This is a genomic window from Streptomyces sp. NBC_01381, assembly GCF_026340305.1.
Taxonomy (GTDB): Bacteria; Actinomycetota; Actinomycetes; order Streptomycetales; family Streptomycetaceae; genus Streptomyces.
Map to the genome: position 1 here is coordinate 2,424,694 of NZ_JAPEPI010000002.1, position 22,571 is coordinate 2,447,264.

The 22,571-nt window shown below is 72.9% G+C and carries 23 protein-coding genes; 11 read left to right on the top strand and 12 right to left on the bottom strand.

Annotation, left to right across the window (positions count from 1 at the left end; genetic code table 11):
* Nucleotides 1-32 precede the first annotated feature (32 nt).
* The 8 genes from OG453_RS32455 to OG453_RS32490 all read right to left on the bottom strand — a co-directional run bounded on the left by OG453_RS32455 (nt 33) and on the right by OG453_RS32490 (nt 6,371).
* The gene (locus OG453_RS32455) at nt 33-1,325 is read right to left on the bottom strand and encodes an amidohydrolase family protein (RefSeq protein ID WP_266872116.1); all 1,293 of its coding nucleotides are present in this window, start codon (nt 1,323-1,325) and stop codon (nt 33-35) included.
* A gap of 154 nt (nt 1,326-1,479) precedes the next feature.
* Nucleotides 1,480-2,166, bottom strand: coding sequence for a GntR family transcriptional regulator (locus tag OG453_RS32460; RefSeq protein ID WP_266872117.1), 687 nt, complete (start codon nt 2,164-2,166; stop codon nt 1,480-1,482).
* Nucleotides 2,167-2,209: 43 nt separating this feature from the next.
* Complete coding sequence (locus OG453_RS32465; RefSeq protein WP_135333505.1) at nt 2,210-2,563, bottom strand: VOC family protein; 354 nt, start codon at nt 2,561-2,563, stop codon at nt 2,210-2,212.
* A gap of 10 nt (nt 2,564-2,573) precedes the next feature.
* A complete protein-coding gene (locus OG453_RS32470; RefSeq protein ID WP_266872118.1) occupies nt 2,574-3,152 on the bottom strand; it encodes a hypothetical protein in 579 nt (192 codons plus the stop codon).
* A gap of 29 nt (nt 3,153-3,181) precedes the next feature.
* On the bottom strand, nt 3,182-4,282 hold the full coding sequence (locus tag OG453_RS32475; protein WP_266872119.1) for an enolase C-terminal domain-like protein: 1,101 nt from the start codon (nt 4,280-4,282) through the stop codon (nt 3,182-3,184).
* A 276-nt stretch (nt 4,283-4,558) separates the two neighbouring features.
* Entirely contained in the window at nt 4,559-5,098 is a 540-nt protein-coding gene (locus OG453_RS32480) for a hypothetical protein (protein ID WP_266872120.1), read from the bottom strand.
* A 195-nt stretch (nt 5,099-5,293) separates the two neighbouring features.
* Nucleotides 5,294-5,464: a hydrophobic protein gene (locus tag OG453_RS32485; RefSeq protein ID WP_266872121.1), complete on the bottom strand. Its 171-nt coding sequence runs from the start codon at nt 5,462-5,464 to the stop codon at nt 5,294-5,296.
* A gap of 97 nt (nt 5,465-5,561) precedes the next feature.
* On the bottom strand, nt 5,562-6,371 hold the full coding sequence (locus OG453_RS32490; protein ID WP_266872122.1) for a methyltransferase domain-containing protein: 810 nt from the start codon (nt 6,369-6,371) through the stop codon (nt 5,562-5,564).
* A 190-nt stretch (nt 6,372-6,561) separates the two neighbouring features.
* Here OG453_RS32490 and OG453_RS32495 point away from each other — a divergent pair, with 190 nt between their 5' ends.
* From OG453_RS32495 to OG453_RS32505, 3 genes are all read left to right on the top strand, one after another.
* A complete protein-coding gene (locus OG453_RS32495; RefSeq protein WP_266872123.1) occupies nt 6,562-8,181 on the top strand; it encodes an ABC-F family ATP-binding cassette domain-containing protein in 1,620 nt (539 codons plus the stop codon).
* Nucleotides 8,182-8,430: 249 nt separating this feature from the next.
* Complete coding sequence (locus tag OG453_RS32500; RefSeq protein ID WP_266872124.1) at nt 8,431-9,024, top strand: TIGR03086 family metal-binding protein; 594 nt, start codon at nt 8,431-8,433, stop codon at nt 9,022-9,024.
* A gap of 165 nt (nt 9,025-9,189) precedes the next feature.
* Entirely contained in the window at nt 9,190-10,143 is a 954-nt protein-coding gene (locus tag OG453_RS32505; RefSeq protein ID WP_266872125.1) for an AraC family transcriptional regulator, read from the top strand.
* A 302-nt stretch (nt 10,144-10,445) separates the two neighbouring features.
* On the opposite strand, the gene OG453_RS32510 is transcribed toward OG453_RS32505, so the two are convergent.
* A complete protein-coding gene (locus OG453_RS32510; RefSeq protein ID WP_266872126.1) occupies nt 10,446-10,817 on the bottom strand; it encodes a CBS domain-containing protein in 372 nt (123 codons plus the stop codon).
* A gap of 140 nt (nt 10,818-10,957) precedes the next feature.
* Here OG453_RS32510 and OG453_RS32515 point away from each other — a divergent pair, with 140 nt between their 5' ends.
* Nucleotides 10,958-11,125 carry a hypothetical protein gene (locus tag OG453_RS32515; protein ID WP_266872127.1) on the top strand — a complete coding sequence of 56 codons (168 nt, stop codon included), beginning with the start codon at nt 10,958-10,960 and terminating at the stop codon, nt 11,123-11,125.
* Nucleotides 11,126-11,340: 215 nt separating this feature from the next.
* On the top strand, nt 11,341-12,138 hold the full coding sequence (locus OG453_RS32520) for an RNA polymerase sigma factor SigF (protein WP_266872128.1): 798 nt from the start codon (nt 11,341-11,343) through the stop codon (nt 12,136-12,138).
* Between the two features lie 18 nt (nt 12,139-12,156).
* On the opposite strand, the gene OG453_RS32525 is transcribed toward OG453_RS32520, so the two are convergent.
* A complete protein-coding gene (locus OG453_RS32525) occupies nt 12,157-13,293 on the bottom strand; it encodes a PAS domain-containing protein (RefSeq protein ID WP_266872129.1) in 1,137 nt (378 codons plus the stop codon).
* A gap of 79 nt (nt 13,294-13,372) precedes the next feature.
* On the opposite strand from OG453_RS32525, the gene OG453_RS32530 reads away from it, so the two are divergent.
* From OG453_RS32530 to OG453_RS32540, 3 genes are all read left to right on the top strand, one after another.
* Nucleotides 13,373-14,083, top strand: coding sequence for an ANTAR domain-containing response regulator (locus tag OG453_RS32530; RefSeq protein ID WP_266872130.1), 711 nt, complete (start codon nt 13,373-13,375; stop codon nt 14,081-14,083).
* Nucleotides 14,084-14,463: 380 nt separating this feature from the next.
* Entirely contained in the window at nt 14,464-15,711 is a 1,248-nt protein-coding gene (locus OG453_RS32535; RefSeq protein WP_266872131.1) for an aminotransferase class I/II-fold pyridoxal phosphate-dependent enzyme, read from the top strand.
* Nucleotides 15,708-16,841: an MBL fold metallo-hydrolase gene (locus tag OG453_RS32540; RefSeq protein WP_266872132.1), complete on the top strand. Its 1,134-nt coding sequence runs from the start codon at nt 15,708-15,710 to the stop codon at nt 16,839-16,841. The genes OG453_RS32535 and OG453_RS32540 overlap by 4 nt, the downstream gene beginning before the upstream one ends.
* Before the next feature lie 108 nt (nt 16,842-16,949).
* Here OG453_RS32540 and OG453_RS32545 read toward each other — a convergent pair whose 3' ends face one another.
* Both OG453_RS32545 and OG453_RS32550 read right to left on the bottom strand, forming a co-directional pair.
* The gene (locus OG453_RS32545; RefSeq protein WP_266872133.1) at nt 16,950-17,567 is read right to left on the bottom strand and encodes a DedA family protein; all 618 of its coding nucleotides are present in this window, start codon (nt 17,565-17,567) and stop codon (nt 16,950-16,952) included.
* Nucleotides 17,564-18,352: an MBL fold metallo-hydrolase gene (locus OG453_RS32550; RefSeq protein ID WP_266872134.1), complete on the bottom strand. Its 789-nt coding sequence runs from the start codon at nt 18,350-18,352 to the stop codon at nt 17,564-17,566. The genes OG453_RS32545 and OG453_RS32550 overlap by 4 nt, the downstream gene beginning before the upstream one ends.
* 94 nt (nt 18,353-18,446) lie before the next feature.
* Here OG453_RS32550 and OG453_RS32555 point away from each other — a divergent pair, with 94 nt between their 5' ends.
* The 3 genes from OG453_RS32555 to OG453_RS32565 all read left to right on the top strand — a co-directional run bounded on the left by OG453_RS32555 (nt 18,447) and on the right by OG453_RS32565 (nt 22,567).
* The gene (locus tag OG453_RS32555; RefSeq protein ID WP_266872135.1) at nt 18,447-18,869 is read left to right on the top strand and encodes a hypothetical protein; all 423 of its coding nucleotides are present in this window, start codon (nt 18,447-18,449) and stop codon (nt 18,867-18,869) included.
* Between the two features lie 79 nt (nt 18,870-18,948).
* On the top strand, nt 18,949-21,099 hold the full coding sequence (locus OG453_RS32560) for a phage holin family protein (RefSeq protein WP_266872136.1): 2,151 nt from the start codon (nt 18,949-18,951) through the stop codon (nt 21,097-21,099).
* A gap of 82 nt (nt 21,100-21,181) precedes the next feature.
* On the top strand, nt 21,182-22,567 hold the full coding sequence (locus OG453_RS32565; protein ID WP_266872137.1) for an amino acid permease: 1,386 nt from the start codon (nt 21,182-21,184) through the stop codon (nt 22,565-22,567).
* Nucleotides 22,568-22,571 lie beyond the last annotated feature (4 nt).

Genomic DNA, 22,571 nt, shown 5'->3' on the forward strand with positions numbered 1-22,571 from the left:
GGGATGACTGCCAGGAGGTACTGGAGGAGTGGTCAGAGCGCGATGCCCGAACGGACCACGCGTACGGGCTTCTTGAGGACCGTCACGTCGGACAGCGGGTCGCCGTCCACGAGGATCACGTCGCCGGCGAAGCCGCGCGCGAGGCGTCCCGCCGTGCGGTCGATGCCGAGCAGCTTCGCGGCGCCGGTGGTGGCCGTGCGGATCGCGTCGAGCGCGGAGAGGCCGGCCGAGCGCATCAGCTCCACCTCGCGGCCGATGGGCTTGATCTTCCCGCCGGAGGAGTCCGTGCCCGCGGCGAGCGGCACGCCCAGCTCGTGCGCGGCGAGCACGGCCCGCTTCAGGACCGGCAGGTACTGGCGCCCGCGTTCGGCGAGCACCGGGTCCGAGGAGTCGGCGAGACCGGCGATCGCGGTGAGCGTCGGCGTGAAGTACGTGCCCCTGCGCCGCATCTCGGCCAGGGTGTGCTCGCCGACGAACGCGCCGTGCTCCAGGGAGCGGACGCCCGCCATGACCGCGTCGTGGCAGCCCTTCTCGCTGTAGCTGTGGCAGAGCACGCCCTTGCCGCCGCGCCTGGCGGCGGCGACCACGGCGGACACCTGCTCGCGGTCGTACACCTGGGCCAGCGGGTCCTGCTCGGGCAGGCCCGCGCGCTCGTTGACCCGGGTCTTGATGACGTCGGCGCCCCGGGCGAGGTTGACCTCGACGACGCGGCGCAGCGCCTCGGGGGAGCGCACCCCGTCGCGGAGCCCGGCCAGCGGGGTGAGGTCGGGGTCGGCGAGGATCGTGTCGCCCAGGTCGGGCGTGACGAAGACACCGGCGGCGCGCAGCCGGGGCGCCTGGCCGGGGGCCTGGCGGGCCAACTCCCGTACGGCGATGTCCTGGTAGAAGTTGGTCGAGCCGCTGCGGGCACTGGTCGCGCCCTGCGCCACGGCGTTGCGTGCCTCGGCGGCGGTGTTGAGGTGGATGTGCGCGTCGACCAGACCCGGCAGGATCCACCGCCCGTGCGCGCTGATCGTCTCGGCTCCTTCGGGCACCGAGATCCGCCCGCGGGCGCCCGCCGCGCGCACGACGCCGTCCACGATGACGACCACGGCGTCCTCGGTGACCTCGCCGGTCGCCGGGTCGAGCAGCGTGCCGCCTTCGATGACGAGGTCACCGCCGCGCCGTCCGGTACGTGGGGCGGCGGGATCCCGGGTGTCCGCGGCAGCGGCCTGCGGCGCGGCCGCGGCGAGCACGGCGGTGGTCCCCGCGAGCGCGGCGGCGCCGGCGAGGACGCCGCGACGGGTCAGCCGGGACGACGGGGGCGGGGTGTTCTCAACGCACATCGGACGGCTCCAGGACGAGTTACGGAGGGGGCGCGTCCGCAGTTTGTATACCAAGCCGGAGTGTGCCGCAAGGAGGGTCATGCAATGCCCAGGCATATGCGGGGTTATGCCCGGCGCCGAAGGGAGAGCGAAGCCTCTTGGTATACAGAGTCCGTCAGTGGGAGGGATCTTCCTCGAACAGCGACCGCAGCGCCACGGCCTGGCTGTCCCGCACGTGCAGCAGCGTGCTCGCCGCCGCCGTCTCCTCGTCGCCCGCCGCGATGTGCCGGTAGATGAGGTGGTGCTGGGCCCGCATGTGGTCCGGCTCGGCGCGCATGCCGAACAGGAGCTGGAGCTGCCAGCTCAGCTGCTCCATCATGCGGGCGAGCAGCGGATTGCCGGAGAGGGCCACGATGCCCTCGTGGAACGCGGTGTGCGCGGCGACCTCACGCGCCCCGTCGTCCGCGTCCGACGCCTGCTCGGCATGGCCGAGCGTGGCCCGCAGCGCGGCGAGGCCCGGCGGCTCGTCGTCCGGCGCGCACTCGGCCACCCGGCGCGCCGAGAGCCGCGACGCCTGCACGGCCAGCGGCTCCCACACCTCGTACAGATGCCGCACATCGGAACGCTCCAGGCGGCGCACCCGCACCCCGCTGTGCGGAAGCAGCTCGAGGAGGCCCTCGGCGACCAGCGCACGCAGCGCCTCGCGCACGGGCACGCGGGACATCCGCAGCTCCTCGGCGACCTCGCGCTCCACCAGGCGCGAACCCAGCGGATAGCGGCGGTCCACGATGCGCTGCCGGACCGCCTCGCGCGCCTGCGCGCTCAACGACGTCCGCGACGCCTCTTCCTTGCTGCCCGCCACCGCACCGTCCTCCGTTCGGCCTGTCTGCCGTGGAGGATACGGCTCAGGTCGCGGCGCGCCGGTCCACGTACTCGAAGACCGCGCCGTCCGGGTGCATCGCGATGAGGTTGCGGCCCACCGGGGTCGGCACGGGGCCCGCGATGACACGGGCGCCGGACGCGTTCAGGACCGCGTACGCCTCGTCGACGTCCTGGACCGCGATCGTCGCGGAGACCTTCCGGAGGATCTCCAGCTCCCGCTCGGGTCCGCTCATCAGCAGAAAGCAGCCGACCGCCGCGACCGAGACGCCCCCACGCTCGAAACGCTGCGCGGGGCCGCCCGCGAGACGTTCGTAGAAGGCGACCGAGGACTCCAGGTCCTCGACGCAGATACGCAGCGTGGCTCCCAGGATCTCCATACGGGCGAGCCTAGTTGGCGCTGCCCGCACGCGAGATCGTTTCCGGCGACTCCGGTGACTTCCATCCCGTGGCAGCCACCACATCGGCCGCGATGTCCCCGACCGGCCGCCCGTCCGTCGCGATCCGCCGCGTGCCGTCGGGGACGTGCCGCTCCAGGTGGCGGGCCATGAACGCGCTGCGCCGCAGCTGCTGTTGGAGCTCCGAGCCCAGCTCGCGGGCGGTGAGCCGCTCCTCGACGGTGGCGTCCGAAGCGGTCAGGAGTACGCGGATGATGCGCGGCCCGCCGAGCGCGCTGCGGAAGATCCACTCCTCGCTGCCGAGCACGCTTGCCGTGTTCGTGTAGACGAGCCGGCGGCAGCCGAGATCCGTGTAGTTCGCCCAGAGCGCCGCGAGGTTGCGCTCGGTGATCCCGGAACGGTCGGGGTCGCCGTCCGGTGTCGGATGGACCGCGTCCAGGGTGTCGCCCTCGATGTACGCGTGCGCCACGTCCGCCGCCCGAAGGAGCGCCGCGACCTCCCAGCCGACCGAGGACTTCCCGGCCCCGGAACGGCCCCCGATGAGCAGTGCTTCAGGTTCAGGCCTTCGCATGGGGGGGAGCGTGCCAGGCCCGCACGGTCTCACGCGACCCGGTATTCCTCCACGTCCTCCGCGTGCCGCAGCTCAAGACCGTGCCCGACGCCGCCCTCGGGGCGCACGGTGCCGCCCGTCGGGTCCAGGGCCCCGTCGAAGAACATCGACTCGATCCGCACATGGTCGTGGAACCACTCGACGTGCCGCAGATTCGGTACGCAGGCGGCCACCGCGGCATGTGCGTGCGGGGCGCCGTGGGCCGAGACCTCCAGGCCGTGGCCCTGCGCGAGGGCCGCAACGCGCAGCCACTCGGTGATTCCGCCGCAGCGGGTCGCGTCCACCTGGAGGCAGTCGACGGAGGGGAGCATCCGCGCGAAGTACGGGAGATGGCAGCCGTATTCACCGGCCGTCACGTCGCAGGGGAGCGCGTCCCGCACCAGGGCGAGCCCGTGCAGATCGTCCGAGGACACCGGTTCCTCGAACAGGCCCACCCCGTGCTCGGCGAGGACCCGGCCGACCCGTACCGCCTGCTTGCGGGTGTAGCCGCCGCTCGCGTCGACGTACAACTCGGCCTGCGGGCCGATGACTTCACGCGCGGTGCGCACCCGCGCCACATCGCGGGCCGCCGCCCGGCCCCAGCTCTCGCCGACCTTGATCTTGACGCGCGGGATGTGCTGACCGTGCACCCAGCCGGTCAGCTGGGCCGCCAGATGTGTGTCGTGGTACGTCGTGAAGCCGCCGCTCCCGTAGACGGGAACCGCGTCGCGGGCGGCTCCCAGGAGACGCACCAAGGGCAGTTCGAGGAGGCGTGCCTTGAGGTCCCACAGGGCGATGTCGACCGCGGAGAGCGCGCACGAGGCGGCGCCGGGGCGGCCGGTGTTGCGGACCGCCTTGGCCATCGCGTCGTGCGCCGCGGGGATGTCGACGGCGTCGAGCCCCGTGACGGCCGGCACGAGCTGCTCGTCGATGAGGGACACCACGGCGGCGGGGGCATAGGTCCAGCCGGTCCCCGTGGCGTCGCCCGCCGTGACCTCGACGATCACGATCGTCGTGGCATCCCAGGCGAAGGTGCCGTCCGCCTCCGGGGCGTCCGCGGGCACCGAGTACGCGGACATGACGAGTCGTTCGATGGGCACTGCGTCCTTCATCAGGGCGTCCTGGGTCGCGTGGGAGGGGTGGGGAGTGGGGTGTGGGGACGGCGATGCGGCCGTTCGATGTGCGGGGCTGTACGGGTATCCAGGGCGGTGGCGGGCAAACGGCCGGTGCAGGGGCGGGGATGGGCGGGGCCTGCGGGCGGGGATCGGCGGGGCCCGCGGACGTGGATCGGCGGGCCTCACGGAGCGGCCACCGCCTCGCGGCGATGCCCGGCGACCGCGTCCGCGTGGTGGCTCCTCGTGGAGCAGGCGCTGTTGCGGTGGGCTCGGTCAGCGGGTGCCGGACAGCCTCTTGGGACGTGCGCCCGACGAGGCCTTGAACCAGGCGTTGGCCGCCGGCACGAACATCAGGACGAGCGCCCCGAGCACCGCGCTCAGATGCAGCACGCGGCTCGCGCCGAACAGGGCGTCCACCACCCCCAGATCCCGGAAGGCGTCCAGCGGTGCGTGCCCGTCGGCCAGCCACTGGACGGGGCCGACGACGAGGGACGCCGTGCCGAAGCCGCCGAGCCCCACGGCGAGCACCCACCGCGCCCAGTTCCGGCCGCGCCGCAGCTGGACGGCGAGCAGGACGGCCGCCGAGAACACGGTCATCCGCACCACCAGCCCGCCCGCTATCTCCCCGGCGGTCGTGTCCCCGTCGGCGATGAGCCCGCCCACCGCGAGCACCATCTCGAAGACGCCCGCCGCGACCGCGGTGATCCACAGGGCGAAGGCGGTGTGCACCGGCGGGGGAGCGGAGGGCTCACCGCCGCGCACCGGCCGGGACCGCATCGGCTTCGGGTGCCCTGAACGCGTTTCGTACGCCATGGTGTGCCTCGCTCGCTTCCGTAGGGCCGGGACTTCTCCCTGAATCCTTCCGGCGCGGGCATCGCGAGGCACGCCCGCGAGCCCCCGAACCGGGGTGTTGTCAACACCCCTGGGAACCCTGCGGGAACCCCCATGACCAGGGACAGCGTCGGGCCCGCGGGGTTAACCGCGGGCCCGGTCACTCGGTGTGCGCGGCTACCACCGGTACCAGCGGGACCTCGTCCCGGTGGCAGTCGTGCTGCGCATCAGGAATCCGAGGAGCCAGATGACGAGCACGACGACGGCGATCCACCAGAGGACCTGCACCGCGAATCCCGCCCCGAAGAGCAGCAGGGCCAGCAGCAGGACGAGCAGAATCGGAACCATGGTGTCTACCTCCTGCCGTCCGGGTATCCCCGACGGGCCGTCCTACGCGGCGTTTTGAGCCACGGCGCCCGCCGTCAGGACCGCACCGCGGGCAGCCCTACTTCCGGCAGAGGATCTCCCCGTGCAGCACGGTGAACCAGCCGTCGTCCCGCTGCCCCCACTCCCGCCACGCGTCGGCGATGGCCCGCAGCTCCCCGGCGCCGACGTGCCCGGACTCCACCGCGCGGTCGGCGTACGACGAGGCGACCGTGCGGTCCGCCCACAGGCCGCTCCACCAGTCGCGCTCCGGTGCCGATGAGTAGCACCAGGTGCTCGCGGTCGCCGTGACGTCGTCGAAACCGGCCTCCAGCGCCCAGGACTTGAGGCGCCGCCCCGCGTCCGGCTCCCCGCCGTTGGCGCGGGCCACCCGCCGGTACAGGTCGAGCCAGCCGTCCAGGACGGGGGACTGGGGATACCAGGTCATCGCCTCGTAGTCCGCGTCGCGGGCGGCGACGATGCCGCCCGGCGCACAGACCCGCCGCATCTCGCTCAGGGCGCGCACCGGGTCGCCGACGTGCTGCAGCACCTGATGGGCGTGGACGACGCAGAACGAGTCGTCCGGGTACGGCAGGTCATGCACGTCGGCGACGGCGAACTCGACGTTCGTCACGCCCCGCCCGGCGGCCGTCGCGCGGGCCTGGTCCAGGATGCCGGGCGCCTGGTCGACGCCCGTGACCCGGCCGTCGGGGACGAGCTCGGCCAGCTCGGCGGTGATGGTGCCGGGGCCACAGCCGATGTCCAGGACCTTCATGTGCGGCTTGAGTGAACCGGCGAGATAGGCCGCCGAGTTGGCGACGGTCCGCCAGGTGTGGGAACGCAGCACGGACTCGTGGTGTCCGTGCGTGTAGACGGCGGTCTCCTCCGGCATGACGGGAACTCCTTCGCGTTCGCTGCCGCTTGCTGCGGTGCTCCGAACCGTACGCCGCCATGTCGAATAATGAGACCCGCGTATCAGTATATGGTCAGGGCCGGTTGGTGGGGCGGCGGCGGCCGCGGGCAGGGAGCCGACAGGGAATTGATTTGCTCTCCCCGACCCCCGCCGCTGACAATGCGTGACCATGGGACATCTTGAAGCCGCGCACATCGAGTACTACCTGCCGGACGGCCGTGCGCTGCTCGGCGATGTCTCGTTCCGCGTGGGCGAGGGGGCCATCGTCGCCCTCGTCGGGGCGAACGGCGCGGGCAAGACCACCCTGCTGCGGCTGATCTCCGGAGAGCTCCAGCCGCACGGCGGCACCGTCACCGTCAGCGGCGGGCTCGGCGTGATGCCCCAGTTCGTGGGGTCGGTGCGGGACGAGACGACCGTGCGCGAGCTGCTCGTCTCCGTGTCGTCGCCCCGCATCCGCGAGGCGGCCAAGGCCGTGGACGTCGCCGAGCACGCGATCATGACCGTCGACGACGAGGCCGCGCAGCTCCAGTACGCACAGGCGCTCTCCGACTGGGCGGAGGTCCAGGGCTACGAGGCCGAGACGCTGTGGGACATGTGCACCACGGCCGCGCTGGGCGTCCCGTACGACAAGGCCCAGTTCCGCGAGGTCCGCACGCTCTCCGGCGGCGAGCAGAAGCGCCTCGTGCTCGAAGCGCTGCTGCGCGGCGGCGACGAGGTGCTGCTCCTGGACGAGCCGGACAACTATCTCGACGTACCGGGCAAGCGCTGGCTGGAGCAGCGGCTCAAGGAGACGCGCAAGACCGTCCTGTTCGTCTCGCACGACCGGGAGCTCCTCGCCCGCGCCGCCGAGAAGATCGTCAGCGTCGAGCCGGGCCCCGCGGGCGCCGACGCCTGGGTGCACGGCGGCGGCTTCGCCACCTTCCACGAGGCGCGGCGCGAGCGGTTCGCGCGCTTCGAGGAGCTGCGCAGGCGCTGGGACGAGAAGCACGCCCAGCTGAAGAAGCTGGTCCTGAACCTGCGGCAGGCCGCCGCCGTCAGCCACGAAATGGCCTCGCGGTACGCCGCCGCACAGACCAGGCTGCGCAAGTTCGAGGAGGCAGGGCCGCCGCCCGAGCCGCCCCGCGAGCAGGACATCACCATGCGGCTGCACGGCGGGCGCACCGGCATCCGGGCCATCACGTGCAAGGGCCTGGAGCTGACCGGCCTGATGAAACCCTTCGACCTGGAGGTCTTCTACGGCGAGCGGGTCGCGGTGCTCGGCTCGAACGGCTCAGGGAAGTCGCACTTCCTGCGGCTCCTCGCGGGCGGCGACGTCGCGCACAGCGGCGAGTGGAAGCTGGGCGCGCGCGTCGTGGCGGGCCACTTCGCGCAGACCCACGCCCACCCCGAGCTCTTCGGCCGTACGCTCCTCGACATCCTGTGGCGCGAGCACGCCCAGGACAAGGGCCCCGCCATGTCGCGCCTTCGCCGGTACGAGCTGACCGGCCAGGCCGAGCAGCGCTTCGAGCGGCTCTCGGGCGGCCAGCAGGCGCGCTTCCAGATCCTGCTCCTGGAGCTCGAGGGCTCCACCGCACTGCTGCTCGACGAGCCCACCGACAACCTCGACCTGGAATCGGCCGAGGCGCTCCAGGAGGGCCTTGAGGCATACGAGGGAACGGTGCTCGCGGTCACCCACGACCGCTGGTTCGCCCGCTCCTTCGACCGCTACCTGGTCTTCGGCAGCGACGGCCTGGTACGCGAGACACCGGAGCCGGTGTGGGACGAGCGGAGGGTGGAACGCAAGCGCTGAGCGGCTCTGGTGCGCCCCGAAGGGGCGCGGGGCTGTGACATGTGCGGCTCCGCCGCGTGGGCGCGACCAGCCACGACAGGCCAGCAGACGAGCGACGGCCGAGCACCCCGAAGGGGCGCGGGGAACTGCGCGACCAGCCACGACGAAGCCGCAGACGAGCGACGGCACCCACGCGGCACTTCCCGCGGAGCACCCAGCGCCATGCCGCAAGCAGTAGCGCCCCCGCGCCCCAGGAGGACAATGGCGGGTATGGCAGACACGACTGGCAAGGCCGCACACCCGCTCCTCGCCCGGCACGCCGCCGCCCTCGACCTCTTCACCGACCGCGTGCACGAGGTCCGCGCCGACCAGTGGGACGCCCCGACGCCCTGCACCGACTGGTCCGTGCGCGACCTCGTCAACCACCTCACCGTCGAGCAGCTGTGGGTGCCCTCGCTGATCCGCGACGGCGCCACCATCGCCTCCGTCGGCGACGCCTTCGACGGCGACATGCTCGGCCCCGACCCGGTCGTCTCCTGGGACACCGCGGCTGCCGCCGCCCGGGAGGCGTTCGCCGAGCCGGGCGCCCTCGACCGCACCGTCCACCTCTCCTTCGGCGACACCTCGGCCGTCTTCTACTGCGGACAGATGATCACCGACCTCGTCGTGCACGCCTGGGACCTGTCCCGGGGAATCGGCGCGGACGAGCGGCTCCCGGACGATCTCGTCGCCTTCTCCGTGGGCGAAATCACGCCGTACGCCGCCGACTTGGAGAAGAGCGGCCTCTTCGCCCCCGCGGTGGAATCGCCGGCGGACGCCGATGCGCAGACCAAAATGCTGAACCTGCTGGGGCGCCGGGTGTGAGGACGCCGGCTCCTTCACCGTGACCGAGAGAACCCCGTACGCTGCGTACTTGGAGCAGAGAGCGTTCTCTCCGCCCGCGCGGGCGGAGCCGCGGGGAGCACGGACGATCTTGCGGGGGCAAGGGTGGGCACGGATGGGCCGCGGATGAGCGCGGAGCCGCTGAGGATGTCCTGCACGACCGGGGACGTGGACGAGGCGCGGGATGTCATCGGCGCCGCGTTCTACAGCAACTTCATGGACGTCATCGACGGACCGCGCACGTTCCGGGCCGAGTTCGACGTCGGGCAGCTCGGCGAGCTCACCCTCGGGGAACTGAGCTGCGGCGCCGATGTACGGATGCGGCTCGGCGAACTCGGCTCGTACCACGTGAACATACTGCTCGGCGGGCAGATGCACTTCCGGCAGGGCGCCGCCGCGGGCACCGTCGCGACGGCCGAGCGGGCCGGGGTGTTCCAGCCCGTCGGCGACACGGTGGTGGAGCGGTGGACCGGCGACTGCCGCATCCTCGCCGTGAAGATGGACCGCGACGCCCTCGAACGGCGCCTTGAACAGCTCCTCGGACGGTCCTTCCGCACCCCGCTGAGCCTCGCGCCCGAACTCGACACCACCCGTGGCCCGGGGCGCAGTTGGGCACGGCTCGTCACGACCGTCGTGGCGGACCTGCGCGACGACCCGGACACGCTGATGGCGTCGCCGCTGGTCGCCGCGCCACTGCAGGAGGCCGTCCTGAACGGGATGCTGCTCGCCGCCGATCACCCCTTCCGTGCCGAACTCGCCGCCCCGGCACAGCGGTTGCGCCCGGCCCCCGTCAAGCGCGCGATGGACGCCGTGCAGCAGCGCCCCGACCATCCGTTCACGCCCGCGGGGCTAGCCGCCGAGGCGCGGGTCGGTGTGCGCTGGCTCCAGGAGGCGTTCCGCCGTTACGTGGGGATGTCACCCATGGCGTATGTGCGGGACGTACGGCTGAACCGGGTGCACGACGAGCTGAGCGCGGCGGAGCCCGGCTCGGTGAACGTGAGCGACGTGGCGCACCGCTGGGGTTTCAGCCATCTGGGGCGGTTCGCCGAGCAGTACCGGGCCCGGTTCGGCGAGCTGCCGTCGCAGACGCTGCGCGGGTGAACGGCCGCGTGCGTCATCGGCAGAGGGTGCGTTATTCGGACAACGGCCGCGCTCAGCGGATCGTGGCCGCGCCCGCACTGAATTATCGTTTCACCTGTCGTCGGCTGGGCCGGTCGCCGTCCGAGGGTCCATAGCCCGCCCCTAGGGCACGACCGTGACGGACCCCCGGCGAACCGGCCCGGCTTCACACGCCGGGCCGGCCCCGTGCCGCGGGTCCGGTCGCTCCCCCCGTGCGACCGGATCCGCACCCTTCCCGGCCGGGCCACCGCCCGGCCGGGTCAGACCGCGGGCGCGAGATCACCTCAGACCGCGGGCGCCAGATCGCCGAGGAACACCATCCCCACCGGCTGCCCGTCCTCCACGACCGGCAGCCTGCGCACGGCGATCTCGCGCATCAGGCTCACCGCCGCCGACACCGCGTCGTCCGGCGTGACCACCACCGGGTTCGGGGTGCACACGGCGTGCGCGCTGACCGTGAGCGGATCGGCGCCGTCGGCGACGGCACGCAGCGCGATGTCGCGGTCGGTGAGCACGCCGAGCACCTGGCCGTCCATGGCCACCAGGACATGCCCGATGTCCTGAGCGCGCATCACCTGCGCGGCTTCCACCAGCGAGGCGTCGGGGTGAACCGCCGCGACGCCCGGTGTCATGACGTCCCTGACGAAATCAGCCATGGCGAGCAGCCCTTCCCTGCGCGGATGCATCGTTCCGCCCGCAGTACCCGCATCCGGCCGGTCCATTCGGGTTTGCCCGGCAGAAGTGGGGAGACCCGGCCGACGACACCCCCCACGGGCATGCTGGGAAAGAAGGAGTCATGGCGGTTCTCGCTGTGTTCATACCGGTGTTGATGCTGGGCATCGTCCTGGCATTGGGCCGGTACGAGGAGTGGATGCTGCCGTCCGTCGAGAACGCCGGAACAGTCGGGACCGTCGGGAACGCCGCCGACCCCGACGAGGCGGACGCCGTACGCCGCGCACTGTGACGCGGCCGGGCGGCGCACACTCCCGCGGGGCGCCGCCCGTGACCGCCGGTGTGTTTGTCCCGCGTGGCGTGGGGCAGGCGAGAACCAACAGTGCTTCGGACCGGAGGCACGTCCGTGGGAGCGGCTCGCGCGCCCCGGGTGTGTCCCGACGCGGCTGCGCGCATCCCACGGTGACTCTTCAACCCAAGGCACCGACAAGGGAGTTGCGACGCATCATGCGATCCGACACACCGCTCGCGAAGGGCCACCCGCACGACGACGCCCCCGACACCGCGACCGCCTTCCGCAGGCTCACCGAACTGCCGCACGGCCCCGAACGCGACGCCCTGCGCGAGGAGTTGGTCAGCGCCTGGCTGCCCATGGCCGAGCGGCTCGCGGGACGGTTCCGCAACCGCGGCGAATCCCTCGACGACCTGCGCCAGGTCGCGGCCCTCGGCCTGGTCAAGGCCGTCGACCGGTACGACCCGGAGCGCGGCAGCGCCTTCGAGAGCTACGCCGTGCCGACCGTCACCGGCGAGATCAAGCGCCACTTCCGCGACCACATGTGGACCCTCCATGTGCCGCGCCGCGTACAGGACTTGCGCAACCGTGTGCGGTTCGCCCGGCAGGACCTGACCCAGACCGTCCCCGGACGCGCGCCGACCCTCGCCGAGATCGCCGAGCGGGCCCAGCTGTCCGAGGAGGACGCGGCCGCCGGACTCGAAGCGCTCGACAGCTTCACCGCGCTCTCCCTGGACGCCGAACTCCCGGGCAGCGAGGACGGATACGCGCTGCGGGACGTGCTCGGCGGACCCGACCCCGCCCTCGATGTCGTCGTCGACCGGGAGGCCGTCAAACCACGCATCGCGGCGCTGCCGGAGCGCGAACGCGACATCCTCTACATGCGCTTCTTCGGCGACATGACGCAGAGCCGCATCGCGGAACGGCTCGGCATCTCCCAGATGCACGTCTCACGCCTGATCAGCCGCTGCTGCGACCGGCTTCGCGACCAGGTCATGCGGGACGCAGCCTGACGCGTGGGGGCCGCCGGCTCAGCCGGGGCGCCGCAGGGCGAGCGCGATATGACGTGACATCACATCGACGGCCTGCGCCTCGGCCATCGAGAAGGCGCGCCGCGCCCCGCTTCTGAAAAGCGTCAGGACGCCCTCCACCGGGCCGTCCGTGCGCGAGCTCAGCGGCACGCACAGCAGGGACGTCACCTGGGCGCGTACGAGGACGGGGGCGCCGGACGCGTCCCTGCCGAAGGCGTCCGGGTCCTCCGGGCGTACCTGCAGCACGGGCGCCCCGCCGCGCGCCGCCTCGACCACCAGGGGGCATGCGGCGGGCGCCTGTGCGAAGACGTCGTCGACCGGGGCGCCGTTCGGGCCGAGCACGGTCGTACGCCGCTGGTGCGCGGCCCCTTCGTCGGCGATCACCCAGTCGGCGAACCGCCCGTGCAGCACCCCGGCCGCCCGCTCCAGGACGGCCGCACGGTCCCCGGCCGGGGCGGTCAGCAGGGTGGCCGTCATGGCGTCCGCGAGGTCGAGGAGCGCCGCGTGCCGGGTCGCCTCGCGCAGGTCGGGCACGGCGCCCTGCGGGCCCGCATCCTGCGGGCGCGCGCCGTCCATCGGATGCGTCTGCGGCTGCAGCACCACAAGGACCGCCGTACGCGGCTCGGTCCCCGGCCGCAGTGCGGCGAGCGTCGCGCGGACCGGGGCGTGCGGCATCCGCTGGAGGTGGACGGTGAGGCTGCGGTCGCCCTCGCCGCGTGCGACCGCCGCCGTCTGCGAACGGAACGCCACCCGGTCGGCGTGCAGCAGGAAACCGGTGAGCGGCCTGCCGGTCGCATAGCCCGCGCGTACGCCCGTGAAACCGGTCGCCGCGAAGTTGAGCCGCCGGACCACCGACTCCCGGTCGACCAACGCGACGGGCAGCGGCAGCCGCTGGAAGATCGCCCGAAGCAGCCGCTGTTCGTCGCGGTCGGGGGAGCGGCCTCCGCCGAGCTGCCCGTCGGCCGCGAGCCGCTCGTAGGCGGGGCGCAACTGCTCGGCCACATGGTCGAGTTCGAAGATCGCCGCGTCGAGCACCGTGCCGAGGTCGCCCGCCGGGACGGAACGGGCCGACTTCAACTCGGCGACGCGGCGCACGAAGTCCGCGAGCTCCTCGCCGAACTCCTCCGTCTGGGACATGCGTCGAACGTAGTGGCTGCGGCGGTTTTCCGGAGGGGCGTGCGGGCAGGCGAAAAGGGAGTCAGAGGAGGAATCCGCCATGTCCCTGCTGCCCGAACCGGAACTGGACGGACCGGAATCCGCGCTGCCCGGGCGCAGGCTCTCGGAACTCGCCGAGCAGGCCGTGCGCTGTACGGCAGCCTGTTGTGGGGCGGGTGCGACGGTCACCGACAGCGGTGGCGAGCAGCCCGGTGCGGTGACCCATCCCGACCTCGCCGGACTCGTCTCCGTCCAGTTGCGCTCCGGCGTGGGGCCCATACCGGCCGCGCGGGAACGCGGGGCTCCGGTGGACTCCGGTGACCTCTTGCGGGACGAGCGGTGGCCCGAGTATCGCGCCATGGCACTCGACTCCGGCGTACGCGCGAGTGTGACGCTGCCGTTCCAGCGCTCGGGGCTCACGGTGACCCTGACCCTGTTCAGCTTCCGCCCCGGCACGCTGGACGGCGCGCGGCACGGGCCCGTGCGGGTGCTCGGTGACCTGGCGACGGCGGGTCTTGTCCGCGACCGGCGGTACCGGGCGGCGCTGAGCGAGGTCGATCAGCTGGGGGAGGCGCTGCGGACGCGGCCGGTGGTGGATCAGGCCTGCGGCATCGTGATGCATGTGCTCGGCTGCGGGGCGGAGGAGGCCTTCGACGTCCTCCGCAGGGTCTCGCAGGGCTCGAATCGGCGGGTGGCGGAGGTGGCGGCGGGGCTTGTGCGGACGCGGGGGCGGGGGGTTGAGCGGGAGCTGGAGGGTCTGGCTGCCGGGTGAGTCTTCGCGGCTCCGCCCCGGGCCCCGCTCAGGACCGCCGCTTCGCGGCGGATCTTTCCCGCCCACCCACCCGATTGCCCCGCAGCGGTCCCAGCCTGCCGACACGCCGTCGTCGGCCGCGCCGCCGTACCGCCGCTTCGCGGCGAAAGCTTTCCCGCCCGCCCACCCGATTGCCCGGCAGCTGCCCGCCCACCCCGTCGGTAGGTCTTTCAGCCCGTCCGGCGTTTGAGGACGAACTCGCCGAAGGCGGTGATCTGCGGTCACCTCGCGGCCGGCGGAGCCGGAAAGGATTCGGGTAGGGGTGGGGTTGGGGAAAGGAAACTCACCCAGGCGGAGCCCACCGCCGGGCGAGGGACGCCCCCGCGCGCTCTGATGGACGTATGCGGACGGAAGCCGAGGGACGTGGCCCGGTTCGGTACGGGCCGCCGTTGCCGGAGGCGGGGCTCCCCGTTCTGCCCGAGCTCACCGCCGTGCTCACCGCAGCCGCAGGCGACGCCCACGCCGAACCCCCCGGCGGCGGCCCCGCCCTCCGCGAAGCGGCAAGCGGCTACTGGGCCAGACGCGGCCTCGCCGCCGAGCGGGGCCACGTCGTCGCCGCCCCCGGCGCCCCGCCCCTCCTCCTCGCCCTGACCGCCGCACTCGGCTCCGGCGAGGTCCTGCTGCCCCGCCCCTGCCCCGCCTGGTGGGCCCCGCAGGCGCGGCTGCTCGGCCGCGCGGTCTACCACGTGCCGACGCCCGCCGAATGCGGCGGCGTCCCCGACCCGTACGCCCTCCTGGAGACCGTCCGCCGTATCCGCGACGAAGGCGGCACCCCACGCCTCCTGGTCCTATCCGTCGCCGACGACCCGACCGCCACCGTGCCGCCCCCTGAAGTGCTGCACGAGGCCGTGGAAGCGGCCGTGGACGAGGGCCTGCACATCGTCAGCGACGAGACCTGGCGCGACACCCTGCACCGCCCGCACGAGACCGTCCTCATCGGCCCCGCCGAGATGGCCCCCGACCGGGTGACCGTCCTGACCGACCTGTCGGGCGCGTTTCTGCCGCCGGCCCTGCCCGCCGCGGTCGCCCGGTTCCCCGCCACCGCGCGCGGCACCGCGCTGCGTGCCCGCACCCTCGACGTCCTCACCGCGCTCGGCGCGCTCCTCGCGGCACCGGCCGCCGCGGCGGCGACGTACGCGATGGGCGAACCGGACGAAGTCTCCGAACGCCTCGTCCGCGCCAACCGCCTGCACGCGCGCGTGGCCGGCGCCGTGCTGCACAGGGTGGTCGTCGCGGGTGCGCTCGCCAGGCCTCCGCGGGCGGGGCGCCACCTCTACGTGGACCTAGGCCCGCTGCGTTCCGCCCTCACCGCCCACGGCGTCGGCGACTCGCAGGACCTGGAGGACTTCCTCGGCGAACGGCTCGGCATGCCCGCCCCCGGCGGCCACCGCTTCGGCGACGACCTCGGGGCGCTGCGGGTACGTCTGTCCACCGGTCCGCTGCTCGGTTCAACCCAGCAGGAGCGCATGGAGTCCCTCACCACACCGGACGCGCTGGAATTGCCGCATGTGGAACGGGCGTTGAGCATGTTCGGGTCGGCCTTTGACGATCTCCGCGCAGCAACACGGCGAATGGAGCCTCCTCGGTGACGCAACAGACGCAGCAGGCAGAGCAGACGCAGCAGTCAGACCAGGCAGAGCAGACGCAGCGGGCAGGGCAGGCAGAGCACGCCGTACGGGTCACACAGAAGACGCGGCCGGCGGGCGGGGGCCCCGCCCTCCCTGTCCCCGCCCCAGCCCCCCTCGCCCCGCCGCGCACCCCCGGCGGGGCGCGTCTGTGGCCCAAGTCGTTCGCGGACCGGCTGACCGCGCCGCTGCCGGGGCTGCGGGCCCTGGCCCGGTTCGCCCGTGAGGGCTCGCTGCGGCCCACTCCCGAAGGCCTCGCCGACATCCAGCGGCTGCCCTTCGAGCCGGGGCCGCTGCCCCGCGTCGACACCCGTACCGTCGCCGTCACCTGGGTGGGGCACGCCAGTTGGGTCATCCGGATCGGCGGGCTCACCGTCCTCACCGACCCCGTCTGGTCCCGCAAGATCCTCGGCACGCCGGCCCGTGTCACCCCCGCGGGCGTGGCCTGGAGCGCGCTGCCGCGCGTCGACGCGGTCGTCATCAGCCACAACCACTACGACCACCTGGACGCCCCGACCCTCGCCCGGCTGCCCAGGGACACCCCGGTGTTCGTGCCCGCCGGGCTCGGCCGCTGGTTCACCCGCCGCCGCTTCGGCCAGGTCACCGAGCTCGACTGGTGGGAGGCCGCCGAACTGGCCGGGGTGCGCTTCGACTTCGTACCGGCGCACCACTGGTCCAAGCGGAGCCTCGTCGACACCTGTCGCACCCTCTGGGGCGGCTGGGTACTCACCGACGCTGAGGGGCAGCGGATCTATTTCGCGGGCGACACCGGGTACGGGCACTGGTTCGAGCGGATCGGCGCGCGGTATCCCGGCATCGACCTTGCGCTGCTTCCGATCGGCGCGTATCACCCCCGGTGGTGGCTGAGGGACGTCCACTGTGATCCCGAGGAGGCGGTGCTGGCTGCGGCCGAAGTCGGCGCGAGGCGGCTTGCGCCGATGCACTGGGGGACGTTTCTCCTGTCCGGTGAGCCGGTGCTGGAGCCGCTGACGCGGGTGCGGGGCGCCTGGGAGGCGGCAGGGCGGGATCGTGCGGATCTGTGGGATCTGGCGGTGGGGGCGTCCCGTGTGCTTGATGGGGACTCGCGGTCTTAGTTGAGGGTTCGTCTGCGGGTGCCGTCGTGGCTTGTCGCGCCCACGCGGCGGAGCCGCAGATGTCACAGCCCCGCGCCCCTTACGGGGCGCTTCGTCCGCCCGCAGCGCTCAAGCCGCCGTACGCCGGACCTTGCGCCACACCGTCGGCGCCACGCTGATCAGCACCGTCAGACCCACCGCCACCGCCACGCCCTGCCACGGCTTCTCGAAGAGCGAGCCGCCGAGAATGCCGATCAGCTGGTACGTCAGGGCCCAGGCCAGGCAGGCGGGTACGTCGCCGCGGGCGAACTCGCGCAGCGGCATCTTCGCCATCAGGCACGCCAGCATCACGGGGATCCGCCCTGCCGGGACGAGACGGGACAGGACGAGGACCAGCACGCCGTGGGCCGCGAGCTTGGCCTGGGCCTGTTCGAGGCGGTCCTCGGGCGCGCGGTCGCGGATCGCCGCGAGCCAGCGCGAACCGTTCTTCGACCCCATGCCGCGCTGACCGAGCCAGTACAGGGCGAGGTCCCCGAGGAACGCGGCGAGCGCCGAGACCCCGAACACCATGAGCAGCGCGAACGGCGCCGTCTGGTGGAAGGCCACCACGGCGGCCGAGCTGACCAGGGCTCCCGTGGGCACCACCGGCACCAGCGCGCCGAGCACGATGAGCAGGAACAGCGACGGATAGCCCACCGCCTGCTGCGTCGACTCCGGCGGCACCTGGGCCGCCTGCGCGAGGATCACTGGGGCTCCCCCTTGGTGACCTCGGGCCGCACGCTCTCGCCGTGGCCGAGCCGGTGCACCGCCACCTCGGGTGCGAGCCGCGCCGCATGGCGCACGAACTCCTCGCCCGGCGCGTGGAATTCATGCGGGCGCACCGCGTCCATGCCGATCGGCCAGTACGTTCCGTAGTGCACCGGCACCGCGCTGCGGGGCGCGATCCTGGCCAGCGCTACGGCGGCGCGCGCCGCGTCGAGATGTCCGTGGCCCAGATGCGGGCCCCAGCCGCCGACGGGCAGCAGTGCCACGTCGACGTCCCCGACCTCGTCGGCCATCGAGTCGAACAGGCCGGTGTCCCCGGCGAAGTACGTCCGCGACTCACCGCCCACCACGAACCCGAGCGCGGGCGCACGGTGCGGTCCGACGGGCAGCCGCCGCCCGTCGTGCAGCGCGGACACCACGCGGACGACGAGATCGCCGACCCGCACCTCGTCGCCGGGCACGACCTCGACGAGACGCAGGTGGGAGAGCCTGCGGGAGAGTCCGGGCACCGCGCCGGGGGCGCCGCGCGGCAGCAGCACGCGGGTGCCGGGCGCGATGCTCGCGAGCGAGGGCAGATGCAGATGGTCGGCGTGCAGATGAGAGACGAGCACCGCGTCGGCGACGGCCGCGTCCGGGGGCGGCAGCGCGCCCCTGCGGCGGCGCAGATGGGCGAGGCGGCGGGCGAACAGCGGGTCCGTCAGCACCCGCAGGCCCGAGTCCTCGATCGTGCAGGTGGCGTGACCCCACCAGGTGATCTCCACCGGCACTCCGGTTCCTCCTCCGCACGACTGTTTACGAGCCTACGGCCAGGAGTAGGGTCTTCGGCTGACGACAACTGACGACAGAGGTGAGGGGGACGCGATGGCAGACACGGCAGACGTGGGCGGGATGCGGGTCACGTCGATCGCGAGCCTGACGCCTCTGGAGGAGCTGGATGTCGACCCCTTCCTGGTGGACTCCCGCAGCCAGCACGCGATGTGCGCGCGGTGGGCCGCGGCCCGTGGGTACGTCGTCACCCGCGAACTCGTCGTCCGGGGCCTGCCCGCCGACCACGCCGTCCTGTGGGCCGACATCGACGCGGGCCTCGTGGACCTCTTCGTCGTGCCCAGCCGCCGCGTCCTGGACCTCGCGCTGCGTTCCGCCGACGAGTTCACCGCGGAGTGCGGGCGGCGCGGGGTGCGGATCGAGACGGCGGGCCTCGCGGAACCGGCGTACGACGCGGTGATGAAGGCGTGTGTCCACCGGCGGTTGTCCATGCCCACCGCGGGGTACGACGGCCGTTGACCTCGCTGGTTCGGCCTGCGGTCGGCGCCGTATGACACGCTGGTGTCCGGTTCTGTCATGAAACGTGAGGCGGCGTGGCGTGGGGCGAGGGCGATGGCGGGCGGTCGGGAGTGCGGTGTGGCGGTCCGTCGCCGTATGGATCGTCAGTACGCTCACCATGCTCGCCCTGGCCGGGATCCTGCCCGACTTCCAGCTGCAGTCCGCGGACGGTGACAGCGCCACCCGCATCGCCGTCACCGCGGCCCTGGGCGCCGGTGCCTTCGGTCTGCTCTCCGCGCTGGTGTGGCCCGTCCTCGTGCGGGCGCTGCTGCTCGTCCCCGCCCTGGTGCTCGGTCTGCTCGCCTTCTTCCTCAACGGTTCGCTGCTGCTCCTTGCCCTGCGGCTGATCCCGGACGGCCGCGGTGAGGCCAACCCCGAGACCGCCGTGGTCGTCGCCGCCGTGATGTCCGCCGTCGCCTCCGCCACCGGAGGTGCGCTCGCCGTCCGTGACGACGACGCCTACCGCAGACGCCTCTACCGGCTCGCCGACCGCCGTCGCCACCGCGTCGTCGAGGGCCTCTCCGGGCCCACGCCGCCGGGCACCGTCTTCCTCCAGCTCGACGGGGTCGGCCACGACGTCCTGCGTGACGCCGTGGAGAAGGGGCTCATGCCGACCGTCGCCGGCTGGCTCGGGCGGGACGGCGGGCGGGCGAGCCACCGGCTCACCCCCTGGCGCACCGACTGGTCGAGCCAGACAGGCGCAAGCCAGCTCGGCATCCTGCACGGCTCCAACGAAGACGTCCCCGCCTTCCGTTGGTACGAGAAGGACACGGGCGAGGTGATGGTCTCCAACCGCCCCGCGTCCGCCGCGGAACTGCAGCGCCGCGCCATCGAGCGCACCGGCGACGGCGGCCTGCTCACCGTCGACGGGGCGAGCCGCGGCAATCTCTTCAGCGGCGGAGCCGAGCAGCTCGCGCTCGTGCTCTCCATCGCCGCCAGGCGCGGCAAGGAGAACCGCTCACGCTCCGGGTACTTCGCCTATTTCTCCGACCCCGCCAACGCGGTCCGCACCGCGCTCTCCTTCATCGCCGAGGTCTTCCGCGAGATCGGCCAGTCGACCGCCGCCCGGGTCAGGATGCGCCGCCCGCGGGTGAACCGGGGCGGGCTCTACCCCTTCATCCGGGCCTTCGCGACCGTCGTCGAGCGTGACGTCGTGGTCGCCGCCGTCATAGGGGACATGCTCGCCGGGCGCAGCTCGGTCTACGCAGACCTCGTCGCGTACGACGAAGTGGCCCATCACTCCGGGCCCGTCAGCGGCGACGCGGAGAAGGTCCTGCAGCGCCTCGACCGGTCCATCGCGCTGATCGCCAAGGTCGCCGAACACGCCCCGCGCGCCTACCGCATCGTGCTCCTGTCCGACCACGGCCAGAGCCCCGGCGAGACCTTCCACGCCCGCTACGGCCTCACCCTCGGCGCCCTGGTCAGGGCGGGCTGCGGGCTTCCCGTGCCGCGCAGGGCGCAGCGCACGCACAGTGGCGCCGAGGCCCGCTCCACGGCGCGCGCCGCGCTGCGCCGCCCCGTCGAGGAGGGCGCCGGCGAGCACCTGCCCGCCCGCCGCGCCGAGCCCATCGTGCTCGCCTCCGGCAACCTCGGCCTGGTCTCCTTCCCCGACGTCCCGCACCGCATGACCCGCGAGGAGATCGACCTGCGCCACCCGGCGCTCCTGCCGACCCTCGCCAACCACCCGGGCGTCGGCTTCGTCCTCGTACGCAGTCAGGAGCGCGGCCCGCTCGTCCTGGGCGCGCGCGGCAGCGAGGTGTACCTCGACGAGGAGCCGGGCGACCTCGGGCCGCTCGCCGACTTCGGGCCCGGTGCCGCCGACGCCGTGCGCCGCACCGACGGCTTCCCGCACACCGCCGACATCATGGTCAACTCCTGGTACGACCCCCAGGAGGGCGAAGTGCTCGCGTTCGAGGAGCAGATCGGCTCGCACGGCGGGCTCGGCGGCACCCAGGGCCACCCCTTCCTGCTCTCGCCGCTCAGCCTGTCCGCGCCGCTGGAGGACGGCCGTGAACTCGTCGGGGCCGAGCAGGTCCACGACGTACTGCGACGCTGGCTGGGGGAGTCCCAAGGGCCGGAGATTCCGCTGGTGGGAGGGGGTACGGGGGTCCCGGACGATTCCCCGCGCGGGGGCCCCGGCGGCACAGCTTTTGCGGTCACCGATGGTTCCGTACAGGACAAAACACACTGATTTTGAGCGCATCGCGTCGTGCCCGACCATGGGCTCGCGCCCGGCGATCCCGGGCGCCCCGCACGACGAGAGGCACCACCCCATGCACGACACCGGAACCGCGACTCTGCCGGCTCCGGCCCCCGACCAGGAAGAACAGCACGAAGAGCAGAGCAGGCACGCTCGGCGCTTCGGACTGCCGATCGCCACCTGCCTCGTCATGGGCAACATCATCGGCGGCGGCATCTTCCTGCTCCCGGCCTCCGTCGCCCCCTTCGGCACCATCAGCCTCGTCGCGTTCGCCGTCCTGACCGCGGGTGCGATTGCCCTCGCGCTCGTCTTCGGGCGGCTCGCCCGGCGCGATCCGCGCACCGGCGGACCCTACGTCTACGCGCGTGAGGCGTTCGGCGACTTCGCCGGATTCCTCTCGGCCTGGTCCTACTGGGCCACCGCCTGGGTGTCGAACGCGGCGCTCGCCGTCGCGGCCGTCGGCTATCTGGACGTCCTGATACCGGTCGACGACCACAAGTGGACCGCCTGCCTGGCCGCCCTGGTCCTTCAACTGCTCCCCGCGCTCGCGAACTTCGCGGGCACCCGGTACGTCGGCGCGGTCCAGGTCGTCGCCACCGTCCTGAAGTTCCTGCCGCTGCTCCTCGTCGCCGTCGGCGGACTCTTCTTCTTCGACAGCGGCAACCTCGGGCCCTTCCAGGCGAGCGACGACAGCCCGGTCGGCGCCGTCTCCGCGTCCGCCGCGATCCTGCTCTTCTCCTACCTGGGCGTCGAGTCGGCCGCCGTCAGCGCCGGCGAGGTGCGCGATCCGCGGCGCAACGTCGGGCGCGCCACCATCCTCGGCACGCTGGGCGCCGCCCTCGTCTATCTGCTCGGCACCCTGGCCGTCTTCGGCACCGTCGCCCACGACAAGCTCGTCGGCTCCACCGCGCCGTTCTCGGACGCCGTCAACGTCATGTTCGGCGGGTCATGGGGCGGTATCGCGGTCGCCTGCGCGGCGGTCGTGTCGATCCTCGGCGCCCTCAACGGCTGGACGCTGCTGAGTGCCCAGACGCCGTACGCGGCCGCCAAGGACGGGCTCTTCCCGCCCGCCTTCGGCAAGAAGAAGCGCGGTGTGCCGACCGTCGGCGTCCTGGTCACCGTCGTCCTCGCCTCGCTGCTCACCGTCTACAACTACACGGCCGGTTCCAGCGGCGTCTTCGAGTCCCTCGTCCTGATCACCACGTTCACGGCGACCGTGCCCTACCTCCTGGCCACCGCCGCGCAGATCTTCTTCCTGATCTCCGGTCGGGGCGAGCGGGTCAACCGCGGCCGCCTGGTGCGGGACGGGATCCTCGCGGGCATCGCGTGCGGGTTCTCCATGTGGCTCGTCGCCGGGTCCGGGTACGCGGCCGTCTACCAGGGCGTGCTGTTCCTCTTCGCGGGCGTCATCGTCTACGCGTGGATGGCGGCCCGCAAGAAGCGGACCGCCACTCACTGATTCC